Raw genomic sequence first — 1339 nt, 5'->3', positions numbered from 1 at the left:
CCTGCTGCCGCATCGTGTATTGTTTTCGATGCGGTGGCGGATGTGAGATCGATATTCCCGAGGGACGCCAAGCCCGTTGGGGAGCGTGATCCATCGTCCGCCGTTCCATCGACCCCGAACAGTCGCCTGGGCAGCAAGCGAAGCCCGATTAGGCAAGGATGGGACCAGATGGACGCGATCACTGTTGGCATTGATGTTTCGAAGGACTGGCTGGACGTGCACGTCCTGCCGTCGCAGGAACGCTTTCGCGTCGGCAATGACGCGGCCGGGCTCGACCATCTGAAGGCGCGGCTGGACGCCCTGTCGCCCGCGCGGGTGGCGCTGGAGGCGACGGGCGGGCTGGAGACGGCGGCGGTGGCGCAGTTGCACGCCGCCGGCCTGGCGGTCGTGGTGGTCAATCCGGCTCAGGTGCGCTCGTTCGCCCTCGCGCTCGGCCAGCGGACCAAGTCCGACCCGATCGACGCCGCCGTGATCGCCGCCTTCGCCGCCGCCACGCGGCCGCAGGTGCGCCCGCTGCCCGATGCCCAGACCCGTCTCCTGGCCGATCTCGTGGCCCGGCGGCGCCAGATCCTGGCGATGGTCGGGGCCGAGCAGAACCGGCTGCACCGGGCCGGCGGCACGCAGACCCAAAAGAGCATCAAGCGGCTCCTGGCCGCGCTGAAGCGCGAACTGGCCAGCATCGATGCGGACATGGACGGCCAGATCCGCAAGTCGCCGCTGTGGCTGGTGCGCCAGAACCTGCTCACCTCGGTCCCCGGCGTCGGCGCCACCACCGCCCGCACGCTTCTGGCCGAACTGCCCGAGCTGGGCAGCCTCGACCGGCGCCAGATCGCCGCTCTCGCCGGGCTCGCGCCCTATACCCGCCAGTCCGGACAATGGCGCGGCAAGAGCTTCATCGGTGCCGGCCGCACCAGCGTCAGGACCGCGCTGTTCATGGCCGGCCTCGTCGCCACCCGCCACAACCGGGCCATCAAGGCGTTTCGCGACCGCCTCGTCGCTGCCGGCAAGCCAAAAATGGTCGCCCTCATCGCCGCCATGCGCAAACTGCTCACTATCCTCAACGCCATCATCCGCGACCAAAAACCATGGAGAGACGCTTGACCATCAAGACAGTCGCTCCCCACAAGGCAAGGGGAAGGGAGGCCGTCAACGCCGTCTTCCACCGTCAAGCTAGGGACCCGGTTTCAAGGGATAAAGCATAACGCCGACGCTCTCCCTCCCCTTGGGGGGAGGGATACAGGGTGGGGGTCACTTCACGAGAAACTAGGTGACCGACTCATAACTCCGCAACCATATGCGGATTGATGCGAGTTGGACCGAAGCGAGGAAGTTGTCGTCG

General features: G+C 67.1%; 1 protein-coding gene. It reads left to right on the top strand.

Annotation, left to right across the window (positions count from 1 at the left end; all coding sequences use genetic code 11):
• The first annotated feature begins 168 nt into the window (after positions 1-168).
• Positions 169-1101, top strand: a complete 933-nt coding sequence (locus ACT6QU_RS19400; RefSeq protein WP_444837020.1) for an IS110 family transposase — start codon at positions 169-171, stop codon at positions 1099-1101.
• The last annotated feature ends 238 nt before the right edge of the window (positions 1102-1339 follow it).

Origin of the sequence: Aliihoeflea sp. (assembly GCF_052435475.1) — a bacterium.
GTDB lineage: Bacteria > Pseudomonadota > Alphaproteobacteria > Rhizobiales > Rhizobiaceae > Aliihoeflea.
This window is presented reverse-complemented; position numbering and strand designations above follow the sequence as displayed.

Excerpts from the sequence above, each read along its gene's own strand:
- ACT6QU_RS19400 (WP_444837020.1), top strand. The coding sequence starts at position 169 with ATGGACGCGATCACTGTTGGCATTGATGTTTCGAAGGACTGGCTGGAC.